This is a genomic window from Streptomyces sp. 1114.5 (genome assembly GCF_003635085.1).
In the GTDB taxonomy this organism is placed as follows: Bacteria; Actinomycetota; Actinomycetes; order Streptomycetales; family Streptomycetaceae; genus Kitasatospora.
Genome location: NZ_RBXE01000003.1, coordinates 681,923 through 701,636, shown reverse-complemented (window position 1 = coordinate 701,636; position 19,714 = coordinate 681,923). Strand labels below are relative to the sequence as shown.

Sequence of the window (19,714 nt, the reverse complement as noted above, 5' to 3'; positions counted from 1 at the left end):
GTGGGTCGACGGTTCGGGCCGCACCGGCGCGTGAGAGGATGCGCGCGATTCTCGGGCTACGGAGGGGGTTGTCCGGTCGAGCCGCCCGACTTCGAGGCGATCGCCGACGCGCTCCACGTCCTGCCCCCTGCCCGAGTTCACCGGGGCCCGGGACGAACGCCGGCCACGCCGAAGAGGGCCGACGCTCCGCCACGGGCTCGGTGCGCTACGGCCTCGTGGACCCGGCCCAGCCGGTGGGGACGTGGCCGAGGCGGACGCGCTGGGGGTGGCGGCCGACGGCGACCGAGACGGTCTTGCGGCCGGTCGCGAAGTCGATGGCGGTGACCTGGTCCGCGCCGCTCTCCGAGATCAGGCAGGACTTGCCGTCCCCGCTCACCGTCGCCCAGTACGGTTTGGACGCGGGCACCAGCGGCCCCTCCTGGAGGGTGGCGCGGTCGACCACCGTCGCGTAGTCGTCCACGGTGCCCGCGACGCAGATCCGGTCGCCCGACGGGCTCATCGACAGGCCGTGGTGGCGGGAGTCGTTGGGCCAGGTGGTGCGGTCGGTACTGGCGGCCGGGTCGACCGGGAGGGTCTTCACCCGGGTGATCCGGTCGGCGGCCACGTCGTACTCCAGGAAGCCGTTGAAGAAGGACACCTGGAAGTAGAGCCGGGTGCCGTCCGGGGAGAAGACGGCGGGCCGCACGGCGTTGGAGAGGCCGCCGAGGCCGGCGTCGTCGAGGCGCTTGCGCATGTCGATCTCGCGGATCGGGGTGAGGGTGGCCGCGTCGACGACGGTGATGTGCCGGTCGCCCTTCGTCCAGTCCAGCCAGGGCACGTCCAGGGCGGTTTCGACGTTGCCGATGGACATGTTCCACAGCTGCCGGCCGCCGTCGGTGAAGATGTTCTCGTGCGGCTTGTCCCCGGTGTGGAACGAGCCGAGTTCGGCGCCGGTGCGGACGTCCAGGACGTGCACGGTGTTGGCGGTGGAGGCGGAGACCGCCACCCGGGTGCCGTCGGGCGAGAGCGCCATGTGGTCGGCGCGGTAACCCGCAACGGGGAAGCGCCAGTTGACCCGCCCGGTGGCGAGGTCGAGGGAGACCACGTCGGCGAAGCTGGGCCGGGAGACGACCACGGCGGTGCCGTCCGGCGTGCTGTACATGTCGTCGACGAACTGGTCGTGGCCCTCACCGGGGCCGAGCCTGATGCCGAGGAAGTAGCCGAGCTTGACGGGGTTGAGGTAGATCTCGGCGAGCCGCTGGTCCTTGTCGGGGATGACGTCGATCCGTCCGACCTTGCTGAGGGCGCCGGAGGATTCGATCACGTCGGCGGTGCCGTCCCAGTTGTTGCCGACGAACATCACCTCCCGTAGCGCCGGGGTGGCTCCGGGGGCGGCACTGCTGGTGGCGGCGGCCGGGGCGAGCAGGCCTAACGCGACCGCGAGGGTGCAGAGGGATCGGACGCCGAGTCGGCGCCGGGGACCTGTCCTGGACATCGTCGCTCCTTCGTGGGGGTGGCACGACGGGTTGTGAGACGGTCTGTCAGCTTGCGCCATTCGACGGTAGGGAGGGGTCCGGTCCGCTGGCAAGACGTCGGCAGCGGACGAGTTCGTCCCCCGACAGCGCGCAATCCAGGCCGATCCGTCGGACGGTCTCCACCAGCAGCACACCCCCGGCCTGCGACACGGCACCGACACCACCGCCCCGCACCAGCACGCGCGGATATGACCCACTACGTTTCTTCACCTGGAGAGTGCTTCTCCACTGCGGCGACCGGACCCTAGACAAGCCCAATCGTCCCAGGTCAGAAGCACTCTCCTGGGTTTTTTGCCAGTAGATCAGACCATCGCCCCGTGAAAGCCCGGGGCCAAAGGAAGGGTCAGTGCAGGCCCTGGACGGTGCCGCCGAAGATCCCGTTGTTGATCGAGAGGGCGTAGCCGTCGCCGTTGCTGAGGTACCAGTGGGCGAAGGTGCCGTAGGCGTTGCCGAACTGCAGCACGACCTGGTTGGCCGACCAGGAGACGACGGTGATGCCGATGCAGTTCGCCCCGTTGCTGCTGCTGTAACCGGCTTCGAAGTCGTTGTCGTCGGTGAAGTAGAGCTGGCTGCCGTAGGCGTAGCCGTTCGCGCTGTAGGTCCCGCAGCTGGTGGCGTTGTTGGGGGTGCCCGGGGGCGGGGTGGCCCCGAACCCGGAGCCGGTGATGGTGACGGTCGGCGAGGCCACCCAGGGACCGGCGGTTCCGCTGAAGGCGACCGAGGTGATGCCGGGCTGCGCCACCGTGGTGGCGGCGGCCCGCTGGGCGCCGGCCTGGGCGGGGGCGGCGACGGTCGCCGCCAGGGCGGTGGTGAGCGCCAACGCCGATGCGGCCAGCGTGAGTTTGCGCGACCAGCTCATGGGTTCGTTCTCCTTCGAAAGGTACGGCAGCGGTGCACCACCGCCCGGGAAGCCCCGAGCGGGTGGGGCGTTCTGTACCGTGACCGAGCGGGATTTCAACCGGCTTACAGCGGCCGGCCGCAGTTCCGGCCGATGCGCCTCCCGCCCGGTGGTCGGCCGGTACGCTGCGTGAATGGTCTTCTGCCGGATCCTCGGCCCGATCGAGGTCGAAATCGACGGTGGCCTGGCGGAACTCGGAGGGCCGGTTCCGCGGCGGCTGCTGGCGGCGCTGGCGGCCGGTGCGGGGGCGCCGGTGTCGCATTCGGTGCTGGCCGAGGTGGTGTGGGGCGCCGAGCCGAGCGCCGAGGTGATGAACGCGATCCGGGTGTCGGTGCACCGGCTGCGGACCGCGCTGGGCCCGCGGGCACGGGGGTACTTGCAGTCGACCCCGCAGGGCTACCGGCTGGCGCTGGCACCCGAGGCGACCGACTACGCCCGGTTCGAGCAGTGGGTGGCGCAGGGGACGGAGGCATTGGCGACGGCGGATCCGTCCGCCGCGGTGCGGGCGTTGGAGTCGGCGCTCGCGCTGTGGCGGGGCCGTCCGTGGGCGGAGCTCGGTGAGTCGCTCTGGGTCTCGGGCCTGCGGGCGCGGATGGCGGAGTTGCGGGAGACCGCGGTCGAGGAGTTACAGGCCGCGCGGCTGGCCTGCGGTGACACCGCTCGTGCGGTCGCGGCGCTGAGCCAGGCGGTGGTCGAGGCCCCGTACCGCGAGCGGCGTTGGGAACTGCTCGCGCTGGGCCTGTACCGCACCGGCCGGCAAGGGCACGCGCTGGCGGAGCTCCGGCGGGTGCGAGTGCTGCTGCGCGACGAGCTCGGCGCCGAACCGGGCGCCGCGCTAAGGGAGTTGGAGAAGCGCATGCTTGCGCACGATCCAGGGCTGCTGATCGCGTCGGCAGCGGAACGGGCGGACGAACCGGAGCCCGCCGGTCCGCGGCCGCCACCGCGGCCGACGGTGGCCCGGCCGCTGTCGCGGCTGATCGGCCGCCGCCGGGAGCTGTCCTTGCTGGACGCGGCGGTCACCGAGTCGCGACTGGTGACGATCACCGGACCGGCGGGGGTCGGCAAGACCCGGCTCGCCGTCGAGCACGCCGCCGACCGCGCCGACGCCCGGCTGGTGCGGCTGGCCGACGTCCGCTCCGCGGAGGCGGTGGCGCCCACGGTCGCCGCCGCCCTCGGCGTGACGCAGACGTCCGGTGACCCGTTCACCGCGCTCGCCCGGTTGCTCGGCGATCGGCCCGAGCTGCTGGTGCTGGACAATTGCGAGCACCTGGTCGACGCGCTCGCCGGCATCGTGCCGACGCTGCTGGCGCGGTGTCCCCGGCTGCGGATCCTGGCGACCGGCCGGCAGGCGCTGGGCGTGGACGGCGAGCAGGTGATCGCGCTGGCGCCGCTGCCGACCGGCGGCGAAGGCTCGGCGGTCGAGTTGCTGTTCGACCGGGTCCGCGCGATGCGCGCGGGGTGGGTGCCCACCGGACCGGACACCGCTGCGGCCGCCACCATCTGCACCGCCCTCGACGGGCTGCCGCTGGCGATCGAGTTGGCCGCTGCGCGGGCCCGGGCGTTCGGCCTGGCGGACATCGCCGCGCAGGTGAGCGAGCGGTTCGACGCCCTCGGGACGTCATCGCGCGGCTCGGTCTCGCCGCACGACTCGCTGGTGGCGGCCATCGCCTGGAGCGTCGACCAACTACCCGCCACGGACCGGGCGCTGCTGCTGCGGCTGTGGCCGTTCGACGGCGGATTCAGCTGGCAGGCAGCCGAATCGGTGCGCCCGGTCGACGCGGACGGTGCGGTGTTCGCGGGCCTGGCGGCGCTGGTCGACCGGTCCGTCCTCACCGCCGAGGTGTCTTCGGGGCACGTGCGGTACCGCCTGCTGGAGACCGTCCGCCGGTACTGCCGCGAGGCCGACACCGACCGCGCTGCCACGCTGCGGGCGCACGCCGAGTGGGTCCGGTCCTTCGTCGCCGAGCAGGCGTCGCTGCTCGACGGGCCCAGGTACACCGAGGCGGTGCAGGCGCTGGCCGGTGAGCTCGCCAACTTCCGGGCCGGCATCGCCCACGACCTGGAGCACGCGCCGGCCCGGGCCCTGCGCACCACGGGCGCACTGCGCTACCTGTGGGTGTCGGCCGGCCCGGTGCCCGAGTGGCGGCGGCTGCTGCAACGGGCGCTCGACGCCTGTCCCGACGCGCAGGTCGAGGACCGGGCGGCCGCCTTGATCGGGCTGTCGCTGACCTCCAACCACGTCGGTGCCGCCGAAGCCGCGCTGAGTGCTGCCGAGGCCGCGCTCGGGCTGCTCGACGACGACGATCCGGCGCACGACCGCCTGCTGCTGGAGGCGCACCTGCGCCGCTGCAACACCTTGGCGGACGCGGGCGCGGACGCGGACGCGGGCGCGGGCGCCGGCGAGCCGTCGCGCCGTGCGGCACTGGCGTTCAAGGCCGCCTGCGACCGCCGGGACCCGCCCGGTTTCCTGCGAGCGTCGGCACTGTGGGGCATCGCCCTGGTCCACTTCCGGGACGGGGACACGGCGGCCGTGGTCGACACCCTGACCAGTGCGCGCGAGATCGCCGCGCACTGCGGCTTCGCCTCGGGCGAAGGCATCAGCGATCTGCTGCTGTCCTGGTGCCTGCTCGCCGATCCGGAGCAGCCCCGGGCACGCGCGCGCCAGGCACTGGGACTGCTGGTGCGCGCGGTGGCCGCCTTCGAACGCCAACCGAACGGCTCCGAAGAACTCGCGGCGCTGTACGCGGGCGTCTTCGCCCTGGCCGTACTCGATGCGTCCGAGGCCGCTGCACGGCTCCACGCGGCGGTCGCCGACCACGCCGAGCGGAACGGCACCGATCCGGCCCGCTACCTGCGCTTCGCCGGACCGGACCTGGCGGAGCGGATGGAGCAGCTGGTGAAGGTGCTGCCGCCGACCGAGAGCGGCCACACGGCCTGGGACGAGATGGTCGGGCTGTTCACCGGTGCGGCCGCCGCGCTCTCCGGGCAGCCGTGACATGTAAGCCGGTTGAAATGCCGTCCCCCAACAGTGCGGAATGCGTCACCGATCCCGGGAAAGGGCACGATTCATGACCGGTACTCCGCTCACCGCGCGCGACGTCGCGATCCGCTGCGTGCAGTTGATGGGCGACGGCAGCCCCGCCGAGTTCGAGGCGCTCGTCCATCCCGACGCCGTCAACCACGAGAGCCGGGCCGAGCCACCGGCAGCTCGGGGCCGCGGCCCGCAGGCCTTTCACGCCACCGCACTGTGGCTGCGCGCCGCCTACTCCGACCTGCGGTGGACGATCGAGGAGGCGGTGACCGAAGGCGACCTCGTGGTCCTGCACACCACCATGTCGGGGCGCCACACCGGCACGTTCGTCACGTACGACGAGCACGCGCGCCCCAGCGGGGCGTTCCCCGCGACGGGGAGGACGTTTGCCGTCACGCAGACCCACTGGTGCCGCGTCGCCGACGGGCGGCTGATCGAGCACTGGGCCAATCGCGACGACCTCGGACAGGCCCTCCAACTGCACTGGATTCCCCCGACACCCGGCTACATCCTGCGCATGCGACTGGCCCTGCGCCGGGCCCGCCGCGACCGGGCGGCCCGGGCTTACCGGGCATTTCGTCCCTGACTCGGCGGGTCATGTTCCTCCCCCGGTTGGGGTGCTCTCGCCGGTGACGGCGCGGTCCCACTCGCACTGCGGGCCCTCCAGCCGGACGGCGCCGGCCCGCTCGGTCAGCTCCAGCAGCGAATCCTCCTCCCCACCGATCGAACTCCGGCACGACCAGCACGGGTACAGCGCGGTGTTGGCCGCGCAGGCCGCCTCCAGCGGCTCCGCAACCCAGGCGCACGGGGCAGAACTCCTCCTCCGTGCGGTGGTTCACCGCCTGGCGCAGCTTGCGGCCGGCGGGCCAGCGGGAGCCGCGGACGTGGCGGCGTACGGCTCTGGGGGCACGTCCAGGAGGGCCGCGAGCAGGCGGACCGCCCGCTGCTGCGTTCACTCGTTGGGATGGCGGCCGTGGCGGATCGCGGGGAAAGACTCGACCTGTAGCAGGCTTACGAACTGACGTTTCATCAGCGAGGAGACCTCCATTGACCGACATCCCGACAAACCTCAAGTACACCAAGAACCACGAGTGGATCCTGGTCACGGGGAACACCGCCCGTGTGGGCATCACCGACTTCGCGCAGACGCAACTCGGCGACGTCGTCTTCGTCGACATCCCCACAGTGGGAAAGAAACTCCGTGCCGAAGACGTCTTCGGCACGGTGGAGGCGGTCAAGACGGTGAGTGATCTCTTCCTGCCGGTGTCCGGAACGATCACCAAGGCGAACCCCGAGCTCGACGACGAACCCGAACTGATCAACCAACAACCATACGGCGACGGCTGGATGATCGAGATCACCCTGTCCAATACCGACGAACTGAACGACTTGCTCACGGCCGCGCAGTACAAGCCCCTCACCACCACGATGGAGTAGCCGTCCCCCAGCGCCACCGGCCCGGCCCCGGTGACGACAGGGCGACGGGCGGGTACCCGGCACGGGGGTGGCCGGGCCAGGTCCGGCGCCACCAGTGCACCTGTGCGGTCGGTCGGCTCCTCGTCGGCCACCGCCGGGCCGGTGCTCTTCACCTGTCAGCTTCTGGATCGCGCCGTCCACGCTCGTGTTCGAGGACGTCTGGGCGACATCGAGGGTGACTTCGACTTCACCGGGATGCCTTTCAGTCTCGAAATCGACCGCTTACGCCGCTCGGCCCGGGAAGACAGCCGGGACGACCCGCACTGGCACCTCGAAAGCCACCTCTTCGAGCTCAAGTTCCGAGCTGCTGGATTCCGCCAGTACCTACGGCAGGCACCCCAGCACTCGCTGCCGCTTGCTCTCCCCCACCACCAGCGGGGTGGGTTCTCCTTCGCGGAGACCGCCTTCGCCTGAGGTCGGCTCGGCACGTCTACATGCCATTCAGCGAGATCTCGAACGCGGTCTAACAGACTTCTACGCTGGGAGAATTCAACTGGTATGCCTGGCCAGGGAAATCGACGAAAGCCTGCCCCTGGACGTAGCAGGTATTCCGCCAGTTGGTGGACGCTCCCCAGATCGTCGTCGTGGTGCCGGGCGGTGCCTGGGTGTAGGGAATGGGCTTGTAGGCGTTGTAAACCCCACCCGAGTTGATCCACTGCTTGTCGTTCGAGAGGCCCAGGACTGTGATCCAGCCGTTGTGGATCTGGAGGTACGGCTGCCAGTAGCCGTTGCCTCCGAGATGGATGCACTCGTCGACGGAAATCCCCTGCCCGAGGTTCAACGGCGTGGAGCAGTAGTAGGTGTCGGCCGCGTGGGCGGCTGTGCCCTGGAGGCCGACGGCGGCCAGGGAGGCCGCCAGGGTAACCGCGGCCGCTGTGGCGATTCGGTGTCTCATGAGGGTCCTTACGTGGGTTTGGTATCGATGCCCTGCGATTAGTGGTGACGAATCACTCATGGCAGCAAGCCCAGACGCTACAGAAGAACCTGCGGACAACCCAGGCGATTTTCCGCCAGCCGAGCGCCGTCAGTGAGCCGGATTCGGCAGTGACGGCCCATTCGATTCGGAATTCAGTCCCCGCCGGTGGGCACAATGAAGTGCTCCGGGGGCGGGCGGCAGACAGACGGACATCCGACGGCTGGGAGCGGGTCGTAAAGCTGGTGGAGGCCGATGGAAGGTGCTCGTCGTACAGGCGGTAATCCTGCTCGTCGAGGGCCTTCCGGACGGTCCTGGATCACGTCCGAGCGGGTCTTGGCCGATAAGAACTCGTAACACGATCTTGGTGATCGTTGCTGGTGGGGCGTGACCGATGTGACGATGCGTCCGTTCGTGATGGAGTGAGCAACAAGCCGTGGATCGTGGACGACGAGCTGTGGGCCCGGGTCGAGCCGCTGCTGCCGGCCTGGCCGGAGCGGTCGCCGCGCCCTCGCCCGGTAGATGACCGGCGTTGCCTGCAGGGCACCCTGTTCGTGCTCTACACCGGCATCGCCTGGCGGCAGTTGCCGCTGGAGTTGGGCTTCGGTTCCGGGCAGACCTGCTGGCGGCGGCTCGGCCGCTGGCAGGAGGCAGGGGTGTTCGAGGCCCTGCACCGCATACTCCTGGCCGAGTTGAACGCGGCCGGGCTGATCGACTGGACGCGCGCGTGCGTGGATGCCTCCCACGTGCGCGCGAAAAAGGGGGCGAGGCCACCGGCCCGTCACCGGTCGACCGCCGCAAGACCGGCAGCAAACACCACCTGATCAGCGACGGCGGCGGCATCCCGTTCCACGTGATCACCACCGCCGCCAACGTCAACGACGTCACCCAGACCCTCGCCCTGGTCGACGGCATCCCACAGGTCGCCGGCCGCGTCGGCCACCCCCGCAAACGCCCCGACGCCCTGCCCGGCGACAAGGGCTACGACAGCAACCCCAACCGCCGCGATCTGCGCAAACGCCGGATCCTGCCCGTCATCTCCCGCCGCGGCGAGCCCGACATCATCGGCCTCGGCAAGCTCCGCTACGTCATCGAGCAGACCTTCGCCCAGCTCCACCAGTTCAAGCGCCTCGCCGTCCGCTGGGAATGGCGCCTCGACCTGCACGAAGCCCTCGTATCACTCGCCTGCGCGACCATCTGCCGGCGGCGCCTCAGACGGCCTGCTCAGCCGACTCGCAGACCGTGACCGCCAGACGTTTACCGTCCCTGACTTTCACGGCATTGACCAGGATCTCGCTGCCCTCATAGTGATTCTGTTCTGGGTGACCGTGTCGTTCAGGGTCATCAGAGCCGTCGACGACTGGTGGTAGTCGTCCGCCTCGCCGATATTGACGCCGTTGGCGGCGGTTTGCGTGACGGTGCCGCCGGACAGCGTCGAGTTCTGGGTGCCGTCACCGAAGTCAGCGCCGGTGCTACTGGTATGGGGTGACGATGTCTTTGGTGAAGTTGATGTTGTTGCCGCGGACGACTTCCGGTGCGGCGGGCGTCTTCACCGGTACCCACGCGTCGGTCACGGTCCACTGGATGCCCGCCTGGTTGTCGATGCAGCCAGCGGTCGTGGGACGCTCCACGTCGTGTACTCGCCAGGAGTTCGGGCCGGGAGCAGGTCATGTCGGCGACTTGCGCGGCGTGGATGCGGCCGTAGGGCGCGGGGCTCAGGCGGTGCCCTCGGCGCGAACGTCGTACTCCTGACGTGCGGCAAGGACTTCGCCGACGTGCTCCACCGACCACTGGGTGAGTACGCGCAGTGGTCCCCGCAGGGTCTGACCGAGGGGGGTCAGGTCGTACTCGACGTGGGGCGGCACCTCGGGATACACGGTCCGCCGGACCAGTCCGTCGCGTTCGAGCGTGCGCAGCGTCTGGGTGAGCATCTTCTCGCTCACTCCGGCCAGCCGCTGCCGCAACCGGGTGAACCGGCAGGCTCCGTGCTTGCCGAGTTCTCCCAGCACGAGCACCGCCCACTTGCTGCCGATCTGGTCGAGCAGGTCGCGCGAGGGGCAGCCGCGCGTGTACGGGTCCCATGACGCCATGGGCTCCGTCACATTCTCGGCGGTCGCCATTCCACTCACCTCGATACTTTCCCGCAGGTGGTCACCTTACCAGCAAGTGGCTACTTACCGATGGAGAGTGATCAGGTCAATCTGGGGTTCGTCACGCCGCGAGGAGAGTTCGCGGCAGGAAGGGGCGATCTCATGTCCATCGTCGTCACCGGAGCCTCAGGCCAGTTGGGCAGGCTCACCGTCGAGGCGCTGCTGCGGCGCGGAGTCCCGGCCGCGGACATCGTCGCGACCGGACGGGACACCGCACGCATCGAAGACCTCGGCCACCGCGGCGTCGTGGTGCGCCGGGCGGACTTCGCGGAGCCGGACAGCCTCGCGGCGGCGTTCCAGGGAGCGGACCGGCTGCTGCTGGTGTCCACCACCACCGTGGATGAGCGGTCGGCCAACCACCGCCGGGCCGTCGACGCGGCAGTGGCGGCCGGCGTGTCGCTGGTGGCGTACACGAGCATGACGCAGGCCGACACGGCGACCAGCATCCTGGCCCGCACTCACCGCGCCACCGAGGAGTACCTGCGCGAACGCGAGGTCCCCAGCACACTGCTGCGCAACAGCTGGTACCTGGAGAACTACACCGCCCAACTGCCCCTGTTCCGTCGGCGCGGGACGGTGATCGGAGCCGCGGGCAAGGGCAGGATCAGCGCCGCTTCACGCGCCGACTTCGCGGAGGCCGCCGCCGCCGTGCTGACCACCGAGGGCCACGCGGGCGCGGTGTACGAGCTGGGTGCGGACGAGGCGTTCACCCTGGCCGAGCTGGCGGAGGCGGTCTCGGCGGCCACCGGGGAGCCGATCGCCTACACCGATCTGCCCGCGGACCGGCTCAGCGAGGCGCTGACCGGGGTCGGCCTGCCCGCCGAACTGGCGCACGTCCTCGCCGACGCCGACCTCGGGATGAGCCGCGGCGAGCTGTACACGGGATCCGGCGACCTCAGCCGCCTGATCGGCCGGCCGGCCACTGCCCTGTCCGACGCTATCGCCGCCGCGCTGCGCTGACCGTCCGCTCGCCCCCGCGGCCGTCGCGCCCGGACCGCCGCGGGGGCGCTCACCCCTCGTTCCATGACCGTGTACGACCCTGCCATCACCCGGAAAGTTGCCGACCATGTCCTCCCGCACAGTTCCCCCGCACACCGCGTCCACCCGCGCCGCGTCCGCCCGTACGACCGTCCGCGTCATGGGGCGGCGCGCGCTCGTCACCCTTACCGCCACCTCTGCGGCCCTGACCGCGTTCACGCTTCCCGCGACCGCCGCCACCCCCGGTGGCCCCGCCCCCGCCCACGCCTCCCAGGGCGGGAACGGCGACCAGGCGATCACCCTCGACGGCAGCCGCGCGTTCCCCGAAAGCGTGGCGGCCGACCGCCACTTCGTCTACGCCAGCAGCATCGGCGACGGCACCGTCTACCGGGGACGCCCCGGGGCGACCACGCTCGAACCCTTCCTGCCGGCCGGCCAGGACGGCCGCACCCAGGCCGCCGGCATCAAGATCACCGGAAACCGCCTGCTGGTCGCCGGCGCGTTCAGCGGGCGCTTCTTCGTCTACAGCACTTCCGGGAGGCTCGTCGCGGCCTACACCGTTCCTGAGACCGGCGAACAGACCCTCGTCAACGACGCGGCCGTGGCTCCCAACGGGGACGTCTACATCACCGACTCGCTGCGCGCCGTGGTCTACCGGATTCCGGCCGCCGAGGTGGATGGCCCCGCCACCGGCGCCCACCGGACCCTGCGGGTGGCCTACCACCTGCCGGACTACGTGGCCGGCCAGTCCAACGGTAACGGCATCACCACCGCCCCCGACGGCACGTCGCTGATCATCGGCTACTGGTACAGCGGCGCCCTCTACCGGCTCGACCTCACCACCGGCGGTGTTCGCATGATCGACGCACCGCCGCTGCCCAGCGCCGACGGCATCGTCCGGCAAGGAAACACCCTGTACGTCGCGCGTTCGGTGAACAACGAGGTCACCGAACTGCGACTGTCCGCCGGGAGCACCCGGGCAGTCGTCGTCTCCGAACGCACCTTCCCAGGCGCCGACACCACCACCGGCGTCGCCGTGAGCGGGGGCCGGCTGCTGGTGACCAACTCCCAGATGGACACCTACCTCTACGGCGAACCGCTGACCAGCCCGGCCTTCACCATCGAGAGCCTGCCGCTGCGCTGAGGCCCGGTCGGGGACGCCCGACGCGCGCGGCGCGGGCTGCCGGTGCAGAGCACGAACAGGGTGCCCTGCAGGCAACGCCGGTCATCTACCGGGCGAGGGCCCGGCGACCGCTCCGGCCAGGCCGGCAGCAGCGGCTCGACCCGGGCCCACAGCTCGTCGTCCACGATCCACGGCTTGTTGCTCACTCCATCACGAACGGACGAATCGTCACATCGGTCATGCCCCACCAGCAACGCTCACCAAGATCGTGTTACGAGTTCTAAGGCACACCCCTCCGAAAAGATCGGCAGCCGGCTGGGGAGCCGGCCGGTCAAGGGGTGGCACGGCCAGGGCTGGGAGGAGTCCGGCGCGGCCATCGCCGATCGGCTGACCTTCCACTTCACGCCGATCGGGACCGGCACCGGGTCCTTCCCGCCTCCAGGCCACCGAGGCCGAGCACGGCACTCGGTGAACTCCGGCCGAAATGCCGTTCGTCCGACCGCCGCGATGCCTGTTCGGATCAGACGGGCCGCATCACCTGGGCCAGGCCCTGCGGAGTGCTCTTCACCTCCGGGGGCGGCCCGGGCCGGCTCCGATAGGTCACACCGGAGATCGCGACTCCTGCCAGCTGGGACAGCGGCAGACGCTCGGTCCGACCGTCGGCGGGCCCACCGACGAAGATCACCAGGACAGTGATCGAGTTCGTGCCCACAGGAGCCGGCGCCTGCACAGTCTCATTGTCGGATGAGGCCCCCGCGTAACCCGCCGCGTTACTGCCGCACCCCGCGAGCGCAACCAGCAGGCCGATGCAGGCCAGCATTCTGAATCTTTTCACTCACGCATCCTGCCAGGACCAGATCCGGCTACCCGCGGACCGCGCAGCACCCGCCGCCCGAAGCCCCGGTCCACGGCGCGAGGGACACACCCGCCCGCCCGCCCGCGAGAGGGTGCCCGATCCGGCCCCGGGCCGGATCGGGCTTCCCGTCACCGCGGTCGCCCGTCCTCTCCTGCGCGGGCACGAGCTGCGGGATCCCTTTCGTCAGCTGCCGGAGCAAGCCTCTCGGCGGCTCGCGGCGCGGCGGCGGCCGCATGGATGAGGGTTGCCGCACTGCGGAAAACGCTGTTATTTTCCAGTCACAGCGTTATTCCACGGGGCGCGCCCGCAGGCGCACCCGCGACCACGGGGGGACATCGTGAGCACCACCGAGCTGACCGTTGTGGACGACCACGGCGAGGCCGTCGTGACGGGCGAGCTGACGCAGGAGCCGGGAGCCGGGGCACAGGTGTGGCTGGCAGCGGCGCAGGTCGAGAAGGCGCTCGGGTTCGTGCGCAAGCCGCAGGGGTGGTGCCGGGGGGACGTGTGCGTTCCGCAGGCGGCGGTGGCCGGGCTGGCGAAGGACGGCGGGCAGGTGCTCGAAGTCACGGGATTCGCCCGGCTGTTGGGGCGGCCGGTCGTGGTGGAGCCGCAGGCCCGCGTGATGGCGGTGGGGGTGTCGGCGGCCGAGCGGTCGGCGGCGCTGGCGGCCGGTCAGGCGCCCGGCTTCACGCTGCCGGACGTCCACGGGGTGGGGCACTCGCTGAGCGAACTGCGCGGGCGAAAGGTCGCGTTGGTGTTCTGGGCATCCTGGTGCGGCTGCCGCTACGACCTGCCCGAGTGGCAGCGCCAGCACGCGGCGCTGGCCGCCGAGGGGTTCTCGGTGGTCAGCGTCGCCGTGGACCGGCGGATCGAGGACGCGGCACCGTGGATCGCCGAGGCCGCGCCGACGCACCCGGCACTGGTCGACGTCGACGGACGGGTCGCCGACCTGTACCAGCTGCTCAACGTCCCGACCGTGGTGTGGATCGACGAGCAGGGACGGATCGTACGGCCGAACGACACCCAGTTCGCCACCGACCTCTTCCGCTCCATGAGCGGACTCGACTCCGCGAAGACGCTCCACGCGCTGCGGCGCTGGGTGACCACCGACGACACCGGCCTGCACCCGGACGCCGTCGCCGAGTTGACCCGCCCTGCCGACCCCCGCCAGCAGCTCGCCCGCACCCACGCCGCGCTGGCCCTGTGGCTGCTGCGCCACAGCCACCACGAGGCGGCGCAGCGGCACTTCGCGGCAGCCGCGCAGCTGGCCCCCGAAGACGTGACGACCTGGCGCAGCGCGATGCCGCTGCTGGGCGTGGACCCGATGGGCGAGGAGTACTTCGCCCGGCGCACCGCCCTGGAGGAAGCCGGCATACCGATCTACCGGCCGCTGCCGGACCGGCAGTAGAGACGCGCGCCGCAGAAGACGAACGACGACAACCGCCACCGCCGCCGGAGGATCCATGCCCATGCCCGCCAGCTCCCCCACCGGCGTCTTCGCCCGGGCGCAGGCCCAGGGCGAGGCCGCCCTGCGCACCGCCGTGCTCGACACCGCCGCCGCGCTTCTGGCCGCCGAGGGCCCGGCCGCGCTCAGCATGCGCCGCCTGGCCGCCGCCGCCGACTGCTCGACCACCGTCCTCTACCGGCTTTTCGGTTCCAAGGACGGCATCACGGCGGCCCTCTACAACGAGGGCTTCGCGCGGCTGCGCCGCCGCCTGGACGCCGTGCCCAAGGGCGGCGCCCCCGCCGACTACCTGGCCGCCCTCGGACGCGCCTACCGCGCGGGCGCCCTGGCCGAGCCCAACTTCTACAGCATCATGTTCGGCGAGGCCGTACCCGGCTTCACACCGGACGAAGAAGCCCGCGCGGGCGCGGCAGCCAGCCTGGACGTGCTGCGCGAAGCGGCCCGCGACTGCGTCCGGGCCGGCGCGCTGCGGGCGGACGCCGACATCGACGAGGTCACCGACGTCCTGTGGGCGGCAGCCCATGGAGTGATCAGCCTCGAACGCGGCGGCCACTTCCCGGCCCCGCTGGGCGAACAACGCTTCCGCACCACGACCGCCGCCGCGCTCTCACCCTTCCTGCCCTGAACACCACCCGCCACCGCAGCGCCGCCAGGCGCCCACAAACCGGCGCCCGGCGGCACACCCGACCCCGGTAGGTCCTGAGTGTGGGACGGACCCGGACGATGAACCGGTCTCCCGGCATTCAGGCATGGCGGCCGGGCCACCAGCAGGGGGTGTCCTGCCGTCGGTCGAAAGGCAGCCAAGGCCGAGGTGGAGGCAGCGATGTGGGTCGTGTTCGTGCATGGGGCGTGTGTGCGGGACGGGTCGTGGTGGTGGCACCGCACCGCCGAGCTGCTGCACGGTCGGTGTCGGCCTGGCCGTGGCCGTCGATCGGCGCCGGGACAAGCCTCCGCCACAGCAGCACAGTCGCCGCCTCGGAAGCCGAACACGACACGCACACCCCGTGAACCGGTGTACCCCTCCCCGGGTGCCTACCCGATGAGGGCCTCCGTGATCTGACGGGTGGTCTGCGCGGCGACCCCAGGGTTGACGGCGGCGTAGCAGGTGTAGGCATTGAGGGCCGTGGCCAGGGCCCAGCCGCGGCCTCGGATCCAGGTAGCGTCGTCCACGCCGAGCGCGGCGCGGAAAGCGGCCCGGCTGCCGGCCGACATCAGGGTGAAGGCGATCATCATGTCGCAGGCCGGATCCCCGATGCCGAGCCCGCCGAAGTCGATGACCGCGCTGAGGCGGCCGTCGACGGTCAGCAGGTTGCCGGTGTGGAAGTCGCCGTGGAACCAGACCGGAGGACCATCCCATCCGGGGGCGCCGATCGCCGCGTCCCACAACTCGGTCATGGCCGCGCCGTCGAACACGCCGTCGACCGCCGCGATGGCGGCCCGCGTCGCCCGATCCCGTGCGACCAGCGGCCGGGCCGCGAGATCCTCGCGCGCCCCCCGAGCCTGGATCCGGTCGGGCTCGAACCGCTGAAGAACATCCAGGAAGCCGGCCAGTTCGACGGCGGCCTCGGACGAATCGGCCAGCGCCTCGACGCTCGCCACCTCGCCGTCCAGCCAGCGGGACACCGACCACGGCCACGGATAGCCGAAGTCGGGCTCCCCCACCCCCACCGGCACCGGGACTGCCAGCGGCAGGTGCGGGGCGAGTCGCGGCAGCCACTCGGACTCCTTGCGGGCCTGCCCGACGGCGCCGAGGTGACGGGGCAGGCGGACGGACAACTCCTCGCCCAACCGGTAGATCACATGGTCCGAGCCGGCCGGATCGAGCAGTTCCAGAGGCAGTGCGGCCCAGTGCGGGAACTGCGCATCGACCAGGCGCCTGACCAGTGCGGCATCAATCGCAGGGCGGGTGTCCGCGATCGTCTCGGTCACCAAGAGCAACTCCTGGAGTCGGCCCGCCCCGTGCGGCGAGCAGGTGAGGCCATCACAGTGCGTCGCGGGCCGGCCTGTCGACCGGTTTTCCCCACCCGACCGGATTGATCAGGTCCGGACTGACCTCGATCCCGGGGATCCCGGCCAGGTGGGAGCGGTTGTCCCGAACCGACATCCCGCGCGCATACAGGGACAGAGCTTGTTCCAGAAGACGCCCTGGCAGCGGAGAGCGAGACTCGCGCCGATCAGGTCGTGGCGAATCGCCACGCCTCGATGTCGCGGTAGCGGATCGGCCCGGGGCCGCGACCGAAGTTGCTGCCGACCAGGTGGAGACGCTCGGTCCGCCACGGGCGGCCCACGAACCCGGTGAGCCCGGCCGCAGCCTGCGGCACGCTGGTGGAATCGTCGCGACGGGATCGCGCGAGAGTCAGATGGGGCCGCAGCAGGCGGTCGCCGAACTCGATCCCGCAGGACCTGACCTGCTCCCGGACATCGGCGGCGAGCAGGTGCAGTCCCTCCAGGTCTCCGTCGATCCCGCTCCACAGCAGTCGCTCGTCGAAGTGGCCGCCCCCGCGCAGGCGCAGCTGCAGGGCGGGGTGCGACGCCGCCCGGCCGGCCAGCACCGACCGGAGCAACGGCACTGCCGTGGAGGGCAGTTCGCCGAGGAAGGCCAGGGTGATGTGCCAGTCCTCGATCCGGTTCCACCGCAGCCGCGGGTACCTGGCGTAAGCGGGCTGCAGGAAGCGGGCCAACTCGTCCTTGGCGTCGTCGGGCGGAGCCAGGGCCACGAAGACACGGAGGGTCGAAGGTTCGGGGGGAACGTCCACCAAGGATTTCTAGCACCCTGCGCATGCCCCGGCGGAGGCGGGGCTGCGAGCAACGGCCGAGGTCGCTCGAAGATTGCTCGCAGATCGCCGCTTCACGGCGCTCGAACCCGATGGACAGCCCCGCAGCCCCCCTAGCCCTGGTCGGCCGGCGCTCCGCGGACCCAGCCGATCCTGAACGCCGGCCGAGTGGCCAGGGGCAGCTCGGCTTCCGTGGATCAGCGGACTCGGCGGCCCGGCAGGACGATCCAGCAGCGGTGGCGAGCGGGTGGGCCCTTCCACTCGATGGGCCGCAGGGGTGGTCGCGTGGTGTCGAGGCCGCACACCCGGCCGACCGGGTGGTAATCCGTGGATCCCCTGGCACTGCGGCGGAGGTTCGAACGTGGCGGAGATCGTGACCGAGGCGGGCCGACTGACGGTGCGCCTGACGACGTGGGAGCGGGTCGAGGCGCTGCACGGCGACATCGCCGTGCCGCTGGCCGCCGTCCGCTCGGTGTCGGTGGAGGACCAGCCGCTGACCGCGGCGCACGGCATGCGCGCGCCGGGGACCAGCGTTCCGGGCGTCGTGAAGGCCGGGACCTGGCGGAGTTCCGCCGAGGGACGACAGTTCGTCCTGGCGAAGCGGGGTCTGCGGGCCGTACGCATCGAACTTGCCGAGGGCGAGGCCGAATTCGACGTGCTCCTGGTGGCCGTGCCGGACCCGGAGGCCGTGGCCGCGCAGGTCCGGGCGGCTGCGGCGCTGTGAGCGCGGGCTCCCGCTGTCGACCGCAGGCTCTCGATCTCAGGACTGAACCGATCTCAGGAGTGAAGCCATGTGCCCGTCCACACCCTCGAACCGCCCGACCGTCCGGATGGCCTCCGCGCTCGCCCTGCTCGCCGCGCTGGGCCTGACCACCGCCTGCGGTTCCGGCGACAAGGCCGAGTCCGCCCCGGCCGCCGGCCACGCCGCCGTCACCGCCGCCTTGCTGGTCGAGTCGGCCCCGGCGACCGCCTCGGCGTCCCCGTCCTCCTCCGGATCGCCCACGGTCCCGGGTGACCACCAGGTGTCCTTCGTCGTCAACGGCACCACCACCTACGGCACCCTGCACATCCCGCAGAGCTCCGGCAGCACCAAGGTGCCGGCCGCACTGCTGCTGCCTGGCAGCGGGCCCACGGACCGCGACGGCAACCAGCCCCCGCAGCTGATGCCCGACACCCTCGCCGACATCGCCCAGCTCATGGGCGACGACGGCATCATGACCCTGCGGTACGACAAGTACGGCACCGGACAGACCGGTCTCGGCGTCCACGCGAGCGACCCGGGCAGCCTCGACCTGAATTCCTTCGTCCAACAGGCCACTGCCGCCTACCAGTTCCTCGCGGGCCAGCCCGGTGCCGACCCGCAGAAGCTCCTCATCGCCGGCCACAGCGAGGGCGCCCTGATCGCCCTGGAGGTCGACCGGAACGCCAAGCCCGCCCCCGCCGGTCTGGCGCTCCTGGAGCCCCAGGACGAGCGCCTGCTCGACCTCGTCACCCTTCAGGTGGACCAGCAGGTGGACGCCGCCGTCTCCACCGGGCAGCTCGGCCCCGCCGAGGCCTCCACCGTCAAGACCGCCGTCACCAACGGGGTGACGAGCATCCGCGCCGGCAGCCCCGCCGACACCACGGACCTGCCCGGGCCGATCGCGACGGTGTTCCAGAGCCTCAACGCCAACCTGGCCTTCGCCCGCACCGACGATGCGGTGTACCCGCCGGACGTCGCGGCCAAGGTGCCGTCCGGCACCAAGGTCATGGTGACCTGCGGCACCGCCGACACCCAGGTGCCCTGCTCGACCACCGACCCCCTCGTCAACGCCCTCACGTCGGCCGGCACCGGCGGCCCCGGCCTGGTCACCCTCCCCGACGTCACCCACCTCCTCCAGCCGGCCGGCTCGCCCGCCACCACCAACACCCTCGCCCCGGCGGCCCAGCAGGCCATCCACACCTTCGATCAACTCTGGCATTGAACGGCCCACAGCACATGCGGTGCTGCCCGGCGCTCGTGCCGGCTGAAGGGAGGCAGGCGGGGGCAGCACGAGCGGACCAGGCTCTCACCGGACGTGCCGCGGAAGAGACGCAAGGCGAAGAGCCGGCGACGCAGTGCTGATTCCCTGACCGGCCTTCCCGCCTCTTCTCAACAGCGGACGGGAACCTGCCCGAACAGACCGCAGACGGCTGGGAAGACATGAGCCTTTCTCGATGGGTGCCTGGTACGCGTTCTACCCGGGCAGTGGCACGGCGTGAAGGCAGGGGTGGTGGCCGGGCCCCGGGAGCGCGGTGAGCGGCCTCGCCGCCTCCCCTTCGATCGCCACCCGGAAGGTGCCCGTCTCATCCGCGTACACCGGCACCCCGGCAGCGGTGAACTCGCCGGTGGGGTGGACGACGAGGACCTCGGGTGGCCCGTGCCGGCCGGGGGTTCCGGGCAGGGTGACGGCGTAGCGCCGGGGTCTGTCCATCGGTCGCCTCACCTCATCCGGTGCGTGGTTCGGTGCCGGCCAGGGCGGCGTGGTGATCCGCAGCAGTGGCGCGGGGACACCGG

20 protein-coding genes and 1 pseudogene are annotated in these 19,714 nt (G+C 71.4%); 11 read left to right on the top strand and 10 right to left on the bottom strand.

The annotated features are described in order from the left end of the window. Window positions 1-205 precede the first annotated feature (205 nt). Window positions 206-1,474, bottom strand: coding sequence for a YncE family protein (locus BX285_RS34680; protein ID WP_121179485.1), 1,269 nt, complete (start codon window positions 1,472-1,474; stop codon window positions 206-208). Window positions 1,475-1,857: 383 nt separating this feature from the next. Further along, window positions 1,858-2,373 (bottom strand): hypothetical protein, encoded by a 516-nt coding sequence (locus BX285_RS34675; protein ID WP_121179484.1) that lies wholly within the window; start codon window positions 2,371-2,373, stop codon window positions 1,858-1,860. Window positions 2,374-2,545: 172 nt separating this feature from the next. On the opposite strand from BX285_RS34675, the gene BX285_RS34670 reads away from it, so the two are divergent. The 4 genes from BX285_RS34670 (at window position 2,546) to BX285_RS34655 (ending at window position 7,333) form a co-directional block, all read left to right on the top strand. Further along, window positions 2,546-5,407, top strand: a complete 2,862-nt coding sequence (locus BX285_RS34670) for a BTAD domain-containing putative transcriptional regulator (RefSeq protein ID WP_121179483.1) — start codon at window positions 2,546-2,548, stop codon at window positions 5,405-5,407. 73 nt (window positions 5,408-5,480) lie between these two features. Next, window positions 5,481-6,029: an ester cyclase gene (locus tag BX285_RS34665; RefSeq protein ID WP_121179482.1), complete on the top strand. Its 549-nt coding sequence runs from the start codon at window positions 5,481-5,483 to the stop codon at window positions 6,027-6,029. Between the two features lie 461 nt (window positions 6,030-6,490). Next, complete coding sequence (gene gcvH / locus BX285_RS34660) at window positions 6,491-6,880, top strand: glycine cleavage system protein GcvH (RefSeq protein ID WP_121179481.1); 390 nt, start codon at window positions 6,491-6,493, stop codon at window positions 6,878-6,880. A 102-nt stretch (window positions 6,881-6,982) separates the two neighbouring features. Continuing rightward, window positions 6,983-7,333, top strand: coding sequence for a hypothetical protein (locus BX285_RS34655; RefSeq protein ID WP_121179480.1), 351 nt, complete (start codon window positions 6,983-6,985; stop codon window positions 7,331-7,333). Window positions 7,334-7,382: 49 nt separating this feature from the next. Here BX285_RS34655 and BX285_RS34650 read toward each other — a convergent pair whose 3' ends face one another. Continuing rightward, complete coding sequence (locus BX285_RS34650; protein ID WP_097240943.1) at window positions 7,383-7,814, bottom strand: hypothetical protein; 432 nt, start codon at window positions 7,812-7,814, stop codon at window positions 7,383-7,385. Between the two features lie 440 nt (window positions 7,815-8,254). Between BX285_RS34650 and BX285_RS34645 the strand changes: the two genes are divergently transcribed. Beyond that, window positions 8,255-9,078 (top strand): IS5 family transposase gene (locus BX285_RS34645; RefSeq protein ID WP_259470961.1). Its coding sequence is split into 2 segments (ribosomal slippage): window positions 8,255-8,572 and window positions 8,575-9,078, totalling 822 coding nucleotides; the frame shifts between segments, so codons are not numbered across the junction. Between the two features lie 226 nt (window positions 9,079-9,304). On the opposite strand, the gene BX285_RS37755 is transcribed toward BX285_RS34645, so the two are convergent. Together BX285_RS37755 and BX285_RS34640 are read right to left on the bottom strand one after the other, a co-directional pair. Continuing rightward, complete coding sequence (locus BX285_RS37755; protein WP_179853144.1) at window positions 9,305-9,463, bottom strand: hypothetical protein; 159 nt, start codon at window positions 9,461-9,463, stop codon at window positions 9,305-9,307. An 84-nt stretch (window positions 9,464-9,547) separates the two neighbouring features. Then, window positions 9,548-9,952: a helix-turn-helix domain-containing protein gene (locus BX285_RS34640; protein WP_030557509.1), complete on the bottom strand. Its 405-nt coding sequence runs from the start codon at window positions 9,950-9,952 to the stop codon at window positions 9,548-9,550. A gap of 132 nt (window positions 9,953-10,084) precedes the next feature. On the opposite strand from BX285_RS34640, the gene BX285_RS34635 reads away from it, so the two are divergent. After that, the gene (locus BX285_RS34635; protein WP_121179479.1) at window positions 10,085-10,942 is read left to right on the top strand and encodes an NmrA family NAD(P)-binding protein; all 858 of its coding nucleotides are present in this window, start codon (window positions 10,085-10,087) and stop codon (window positions 10,940-10,942) included. Between the two features lie 106 nt (window positions 10,943-11,048). Next, window positions 11,049-12,104: an SMP-30/gluconolactonase/LRE family protein gene (locus BX285_RS34630; protein ID WP_147465288.1), complete on the top strand. Its 1,056-nt coding sequence runs from the start codon at window positions 11,049-11,051 to the stop codon at window positions 12,102-12,104. A gap of 38 nt (window positions 12,105-12,142) precedes the next feature. Here BX285_RS34630 and BX285_RS38930 read toward each other — a convergent pair. Together BX285_RS38930 and BX285_RS38925 are read right to left on the bottom strand one after the other, a co-directional pair. Then, window positions 12,143-12,289: pseudogene (locus BX285_RS38930) on the bottom strand (transposase); the annotation flags it as partial. 314 nt (window positions 12,290-12,603) lie between these two features. Further along, entirely contained in the window at window positions 12,604-12,903 is a 300-nt protein-coding gene (locus tag BX285_RS38925; RefSeq protein ID WP_257033219.1) for a hypothetical protein, read from the bottom strand. 373 nt (window positions 12,904-13,276) lie between these two features. Between BX285_RS38925 and BX285_RS34615 the strand changes: the two genes are divergently transcribed. After that, the gene (locus BX285_RS34615; protein WP_121179477.1) at window positions 13,277-14,347 is read left to right on the top strand and encodes a TlpA disulfide reductase family protein; all 1,071 of its coding nucleotides are present in this window, start codon (window positions 13,277-13,279) and stop codon (window positions 14,345-14,347) included. A gap of 61 nt (window positions 14,348-14,408) precedes the next feature. Further along, a complete protein-coding gene (locus BX285_RS34610; protein ID WP_220784022.1) occupies window positions 14,409-15,029 on the top strand; it encodes a TetR-like C-terminal domain-containing protein in 621 nt (206 codons plus the stop codon). A 407-nt stretch (window positions 15,030-15,436) separates the two neighbouring features. Here the strand turns inward: BX285_RS34610 and BX285_RS34600 are convergent, their stop codons facing one another. Then, complete coding sequence (locus BX285_RS34600) at window positions 15,437-16,333, bottom strand: aminoglycoside phosphotransferase family protein (RefSeq protein WP_398901815.1); 897 nt, start codon at window positions 16,331-16,333, stop codon at window positions 15,437-15,439. Window positions 16,334-16,578: 245 nt separating this feature from the next. Next, a complete protein-coding gene (gene thpR / locus BX285_RS34595) occupies window positions 16,579-17,160 on the bottom strand; it encodes an RNA 2',3'-cyclic phosphodiesterase (RefSeq protein WP_121179474.1) in 582 nt (193 codons plus the stop codon). Between the two features lie 379 nt (window positions 17,161-17,539). On the opposite strand from thpR, the gene BX285_RS34590 reads away from it, so the two are divergent. Continuing rightward, window positions 17,540-17,902 (top strand): hypothetical protein, encoded by a 363-nt coding sequence (locus tag BX285_RS34590; RefSeq protein ID WP_097240949.1) that lies wholly within the window; start codon window positions 17,540-17,542, stop codon window positions 17,900-17,902. Window positions 17,903-17,969: 67 nt separating this feature from the next. Then, window positions 17,970-19,142 (top strand): S9 family peptidase, encoded by a 1,173-nt coding sequence (locus BX285_RS34585; RefSeq protein ID WP_259470959.1) that lies wholly within the window; start codon window positions 17,970-17,972, stop codon window positions 19,140-19,142. 252 nt (window positions 19,143-19,394) lie between these two features. Here BX285_RS34585 and BX285_RS34580 read toward each other — a convergent pair whose 3' ends face one another. Next, a complete protein-coding gene (locus tag BX285_RS34580) occupies window positions 19,395-19,631 on the bottom strand; it encodes a DUF6296 family protein (protein WP_097240951.1) in 237 nt (78 codons plus the stop codon). Window positions 19,632-19,714: the final 83 nt, after the last annotated feature.